5 protein-coding genes are annotated in these 5,532 nt (G+C 41.4%); 4 read left to right on the top strand and 1 reads right to left on the bottom strand.

The window, feature by feature from the left end; all coding sequences use genetic code 11:
* The 3 genes from Q0C19_RS10665 to Q0C19_RS10675 all read left to right on the top strand — a co-directional run.
* The coding region (locus tag Q0C19_RS10665; protein ID WP_295055837.1) for an MOSC domain-containing protein at window positions 1–497 on the top strand (497 nt) is incomplete at its 5' end.
* A gap of 1 nt (window position 498) precedes the next feature.
* On the top strand, window positions 499–1,671 hold the full coding sequence (locus tag Q0C19_RS10670; RefSeq protein WP_295055838.1) for an aminotransferase class III-fold pyridoxal phosphate-dependent enzyme: 1,173 nt from the start codon (window positions 499–501) through the stop codon (window positions 1,669–1,671).
* 17 nt (window positions 1,672–1,688) lie between these two features.
* Window positions 1,689–1,976, top strand: a complete 288-nt coding sequence (locus tag Q0C19_RS10675) for a YciI family protein (protein ID WP_295055840.1) — start codon at window positions 1,689–1,691, stop codon at window positions 1,974–1,976.
* 156 nt (window positions 1,977–2,132) lie between these two features.
* On the opposite strand, the gene Q0C19_RS10680 is transcribed toward Q0C19_RS10675, so the two are convergent.
* Complete coding sequence (locus tag Q0C19_RS10680; protein ID WP_295055842.1) at window positions 2,133–2,939, bottom strand: Mrr restriction system protein; 807 nt, start codon at window positions 2,937–2,939, stop codon at window positions 2,133–2,135.
* 184 nt (window positions 2,940–3,123) lie between these two features.
* Between Q0C19_RS10680 and hsdR the strand changes: the two genes are divergently transcribed.
* Window positions 3,124–5,493 carry an EcoAI/FtnUII family type I restriction enzme subunit R gene (hsdR, locus tag Q0C19_RS10685; protein ID WP_295055844.1) on the top strand — a complete coding sequence of 790 codons (2,370 nt, stop codon included), beginning with the start codon at window positions 3,124–3,126 and terminating at the stop codon, window positions 5,491–5,493.
* Window positions 5,494–5,532: the final 39 nt, after the last annotated feature.

Consider the following 5,532-nt stretch of genomic DNA (forward strand, 5'->3'; position numbering starts at 1 on the left):
TTTCATCCATCTCTTACAATAGAATCAATGCCCTTTATAACTACAACTTTGAGTTTGACGGTTTAGCCTATTATGGAGAAAATTTGCTTGTATCGCATATGAACGAAGAGAACGTGTGTATCGGTGATGTACTGGGGATCGGTGATACGATTATTGAGATATCGCAACCCAGACAGCCATGTCGGAAACTTTCGATCAATACGGGTGTCAATGCTATGGCAAAAGTCATCTATAAACATGGGTTTACCGGATGGTATGGACGAGTGTTGAAAGAGGGGATGCTTAATCAAGATGAGATGGTCGTATTGAAAAAACGTCGTTTTCCTGAGCTTACGATTAGTGCTCTGAACCAGCTTATGATTGATCCAACGAGTAATCCTATTTTGCTTGAAAAAGCATTGCAAGCAGATAGCTTAGGTGTAGCGTTTAGAACATCGCTGGAAAATCGCTATCTGTATGATAGTTATGAACATCTATCTTATCAAACATGGGAATAAAATGAAACAGAAATATCTATTGTCTACCTATAAACGTCAAGAGGTGTGCTTTGAGAGAGGTGATAATGCGACATTATGGGATGGTGATGGGAAAGAGTACATTGATTTTGCTGCCGGAGTCGCCGTTTGCAGTGTAGGACATGGAAACTATCGCTTAGCTCGTGCTATCAGTGATCAAGTAGCTAAGATTATCCATGTTTCAAACCTCTATCGCATCGAACCTCAGGAAGAATGTGCAAGACGAATCGTCGAGCTGAGTGAATACGATATGAGATGCTTTTTCGGCAATAGCGGTACGGAAGTCAACGAAGGGGCGATCAAAATAGCCCGTAAATATGGAGAGGTTGACGGCAAGGTGAAACGGTATAAAATCATCACCTTGAAAAACTCTTTTCATGGACGGACAATCACGGCGTTAAAAGCAACAGGGCAAGTGGCAAAGCATGATTATTTCGGTCCTTATCCCGATGGATTTGTGTATGCAGCAAGTGTTGAGGAGATCGAATCTCTCATCGATGAATATACGGTTGCTGTGATGATCGAACTGGTACAGGGAGAAGGGGGCGTTCAACCACTAAATCTTGTAGCTGTACAGCGATTAGCACTATCGTTAAAGTCAAAAGATATTTTACTGATCGTCGATGAAGTACAGACAGGTGTCTACCGTTGCGGAAGCTTTTTGGCATCTCATATTTACGGGATTACTCCCGATGTGATAACGCTAGCAAAAGGGTTAGGGGGCGGTGTTCCTATAGGCGTTGTCATGAGCGGGATTAAAGATATTTTTTCTTATGGTGATCACGGCTCGACGTTTGGAGGGAATTATCTCTCTAGCGCTTCGGCGAATGAAGTCCTCGATATTCTGGAAGAGTACAGCCAAAGAGGTGAACTGATAGATCATCAAAACTACTTCGAAACGTCGTTAGAGCGTTTTGCTTCAGCGTATCCCAGTATCTTTACAGAACGAGTCGGGATTGGGATGATGCAAGGGCTACGTGTCATCGATGGCAATACTCTCTCTAAAATTATCAATATAGCGGTTGAAACAGGTGTTTTAGTCATAAAATCGGGTAAAAATACGTTGCGATTCGTCCCTCCACTCACGATTAGTAAAAGTGAAATCGATGAAGGATTCCGACGGCTGAATCTTGTAATGCTACAGTTAACAGAATAATATTGAATGGAGTCATAATGTTTATCATCTCACTTAGCTACATAAAACCGCTCGAAGAGGTTGACGTCCTGTTGGAAGAGCATGTCGTATATCTCAAAGAACAGTACGATTTAGGTCATTTTCTAGCATCGGGGCGTAAAGTGCCTCGCACTGGAGGGGTGATTTTGGCACGTGGTGTCTCGCGAGAAGATATCGAAACGATTATCACCCTCGATCCATTTTATCGGCACGGTGTAGCTAAGTATGAGATTACGGAATTTAGTCCGACGATGACGTCGGAAGAATTGGAGTTTTTAAGGGAATGAAAAGAAAGATGTGGGGTAAAAAGTGAGAGGTTATTGGTATCACCTGACACCTCTATTTTTGATCCCATGATTCAGCGATCGAGTCTCTCATTCAAAAAGCTGGCTATTTGATTTATGATCGGGCATATGATTCATACAATTTAATATGAGAATGGATTAAAGATTTTCAAACCATTCTTCATTGATTTCTACTTTTTCTACTAAACGAGTAACTACACCCAATGAGAGTTCTTTGAGCTTATCAATCAACATTTCTCCATCGATAAGATCGATAGGTGGAACACCATCCCGACTAGCTTCAAAATATGCATCACGAGTGAATGTTCCGGTTGTAATAATTAATCCTTTATCAGAACGACCACTCATTGCACCTCTAAAATCGCGCACTTGCGAGGACCCAACAGAACCTTTATACCGTTTACATTGAAACATAACATGAAAATTCAAAAAGCCGTTGATTTGTACAATTCCTTTACCATCAATACCGCCATCACCACTTTTACCTGTGACCTGGACTTGAATAAATCCAGATTCACGAAGTAAACGTTGTGCTAAACGCTCAAAAGCATCGGGTGAAAGTGTAAGAAGAGTAGAATGTAGTTGATTTTTCCAATTTTCTTCATCATTTGATATCTCGATATCTTCAGTAAGCATAGATGGATTTTTTTTAGAATCTTCTTTGTAATGGCTAACAATTTTATCGACTTCAATCGTTTTGATTTCGCGTCCTTTTAGTGTTAACGACCAGACACCACGGGCAGAATTTTCAATGATATCAGATTTCTTTAGATAAGTGCGAGCCCATGCTAATCGATACTCAATTTCAGATTGTGAGCCATTTTTACCATGTGATAAAGCTAAAATATTTTCAGGTATTTGGCATATCGATAAAACTTGTGCATAGATTTCATCATTGCGACCTGAACCGCCAAGTATTTGCAGTGCATCAAGTACGGGTTGCATTAGTTGATCATAAGTGGGTAGTTCATTAAATATGTGTGTCATTGTATCCCTAACATTCTATTTCATTGTTATTTTACACTAATCACTTAGATATTTTATGCACTTGATTTATTTTTTTAAGTTATTGAATGATGCATAAGCTTATATAAGCTAAAATCTATCAATTATTTTCGTAAGGTTGCAGATGTCTTCTAAAAAATCTCTTTCCGAACGCGATATCTGTACAAAGCATATTACCCCTGCGTTGACATTAGCCGGTTGGAATATTCATTCGCAAATTCGTGAAGAAGTTGGCTTTACTGCTGGACGGATACATGTGCAGGGCAAAATCATCAGACGCGGTGAACAAAAGCGAGCCGATTACGTCCTTTACTACAAACCCAATATCCCCATTGCTATCATTGAAGCCAAAGACAATAAGCATAGTGTTGGCGCTGGTATGCAACAGGGGCTTGGATATGCAGAAATTCTTGATATTCCATTTGTATTTAGCAGCAATGGTGATGGCTTTTTAGAGTATGACCCAACACAATCTAATGGCGCATTAGAACGGGAAATTCCTATGGATGCTTTTCCATCACCCGATGAACTTTGGCGTCGGTATAAAATCCACAAAGGGATCATTGAAGAAGAATCGGAAAAAATTGCTCTTGCTCCGTATTACATCGATGATCCTCGCCGTGAACCTCGTTATTATCAAAAAAATGCTGTCAATCGTACCGTAGAAGCGGTGGCATGTGGTCAAAAACGAGTGTTGCTGGTCATGGCAACCGGGACCGGGAAAACTTATACCGCTTTTCAAATCATCTATCGTCTTTACAAAGCCGGACGAGCCAAACGTATCCTTTTTCTTGCCGATCGTAATATCCTCGTAGATCAGACGAAAATCGGTGATTTCAAGCACTTCGGTGACAAAATGACCAAGATCACCAACCGCACCGTTGATAAGTCTTTTGAAATCTATCTCTCACTTTATCAAGCTATTACCGGTGTGAGCGAAGAGAAAAAGATTTTTAAAGAGTTTAGCCCTGATTTTTTCGATCTTATCGTTATTGATGAAGCGCATCGCGGAAGTGCTGCTGAAGATAGTCAATGGCGTGAGATTTTAGATTATTTCACTACTGCCGTACAGGTAGGTTTGACCGCTACTCCTAAAGAGACGAAATACGTGAGCAACATTTCCTATTTTGGTGAACCGGTGTACACCTATTCGTTAAAACAGGGAATCGATGATGGATTCCTCGCCCCATACAAAGTTATCCGTTTTTCTCTTGATCGTGACGTTGAGGGATGGAGACCATATGAAGGGCAAAAAGATGATCATGGTAATCTAATCGAAGATCGTGAATACAACACCAAAGATTTCGACCGGAATGTTATCCTCACTCAGCGTACGGAACTTGTCGCCCGCAAGGTAACTGAGTTTTTGAGCGAGACCGATCCTTACATGAAAACGATCGTTTTTTGTGTTGATATCGACCATGCGGAGCGTATGCGTCAAGCGCTGGTCAATGCGGCTCCTGAAATGGCTAAAAAAAGCCGAAAATACGTGATGCGTATCACGGGTGACAATGAGGAAGGGAAAAAAGAGCTGGATAACTTCATTGATCCAGAATCCACTTATCCCGTCATCGCTACTACGTCTAAACTCATGACGACAGGAGTGGATGCGCAGACGACAGGATTGATTGTTCTCGACTCCAATATCGGTTCTATGACTGAGTTTAAACAGATCATTGGACGCGGTACGCGAATCAACGAGATTTACGGGAAGTTTTTCTTTACGATTATGGATTTTCGCAATGTCACGCATCATTTTGCTGATCCTGATTTTGATGGCGATCCGGTACAAATTTATGAACCAAAAGGGGATGACCCCGTTGTTCCTCCAGAGGATGAAGATAACACTGAGATTGATCCGATAGATGAAATGATTCTGATCCACGATATTCCTGATATTACCATCGACGGCGATGAAACGACAAAACCCACTCGTCATACCTTAGGCAACGTTCAGGTGGCTGTTCTAGGAACGCGGGTACAATTCGTCGGAGCCAATGGTAAACTTATTACAGAGTCGCTTATCGACTATAGTCGTAAAAATATTCATAACCGCTTTGCAAGCCTCGACGAATTTTTGCAAGAGTGGAATAAAGCCGAGCAAAAAGAGGCAATTATCTCTGAACTTCAGTCTCAGGGTATCTTCTTCGATGAGCTGGAACGAGAAGTTGGCAAAGAGGGGCTTGATCCATTCGATCTTATCTGCCATATTGCTTACGAGCGTCCTGCTCTCACACGTGCCCAACGCGCCGGAAAGCTCAAAGGCGGTAACTACTTCGACACCTATGGCGATAAAGCGAGAACCGTCATCAACGCACTGTTGGATAAATACACTGAAGAAGGGATCGAGAGTATCGAAGACATCGGGATACTCAAAGTCCGCCCATTTAATGAGATTGGGACTTCTATTGAACTCGCTCGTCTTTTTGGAAATGGTAGGGAAGGCTATGAAAGCCTCATCAAAACTATCGAACATCACCTATACGCATCTTAAGGAATTAACTATATTATGGCCGACATTTCAAATATCATA

Origin of the sequence: Sulfuricurvum sp. (genome assembly GCF_023250475.1) — a bacterium.
GTDB lineage: Bacteria > Campylobacterota > Campylobacteria > Campylobacterales > Sulfurimonadaceae > Sulfuricurvum.

What these genes read in the sequence shown, in the direction of transcription:
- Q0C19_RS10670 (WP_295055838.1), top strand. Translation starts at nt 499, where the DNA reads ATGAAACAGAAATATCTATTGTCTACCTATAAACGTCAAGAGGTGTGC.
- Q0C19_RS10675 (WP_295055840.1), top strand. Translation starts at nt 1,689, where the DNA reads ATGTTTATCATCTCACTTAGCTACATAAAACCGCTCGAAGAGGTTGAC.
- Q0C19_RS10680 (WP_295055842.1), bottom strand. Translation starts at nt 2,939, where the DNA reads ATGCAACCCGTACTTGATGCACTGCAAATACTTGGCGGTTCAGGTCGC.
- hsdR (WP_295055844.1), top strand. Translation starts at nt 3,124, where the DNA reads ATGTCTTCTAAAAAATCTCTTTCCGAACGCGATATCTGTACAAAGCAT.